Genomic DNA, 452 nt, shown 5'->3' with positions numbered 1-452 from the left:
CCGCCGGCGCGGGGGCGCTGTTCATCGCCTCGGCGGGGGGCTGGACGCTGGCCTACCTGATCATGGCGGCGCTCATGCTGGTCGGGATGATCGCCGCCCTGCTGGCCCCGGCCTTCGACGCGCCGCGCGCGGCGCGAGCCGAGACGCCCGGCCGGTCCCGGTTCTGGTCGATGCGCCGCGCCATCCTGGAGCCGCTGACCGAGCTGCACGGCCGGTTCGGCGGCGCGCTCTGGGGCATCCTCCTGCTCGTGGCCCTGTTCCGGCTGCCCGACTTCCTGTCCGGCGTGATGGCGAGCCCGCTCTACCGGACGCTGGGCTTCGACCTGAAGGAGATCGCCACCGTCACCAAGCTCTACGGCATCTGGGTCGGCATCGCGGGCGGCTTCGCGGGCGGCTGGGCGCTGGCCCGGCTCGGCCTGTTCCCGACGCTGCTGCTGGGCGCCTTCCTGGCC

At 74.6% G+C, this 452-nt stretch carries 1 pseudogene; it reads left to right on the top strand.

Annotated elements, in window-relative coordinates:
- A pseudogene (locus tag ACU8YC_RS27475) lies at positions 1–452 on the top strand (hypothetical protein); the annotation flags it as partial.

The sequence above is a fragment of the Citrobacter sp. VF227 genome (assembly GCF_052950715.1).
Note: the sequence above shows the minus strand (reverse complement) of the source record. Positions and strands in the feature narration are given on the sequence as shown.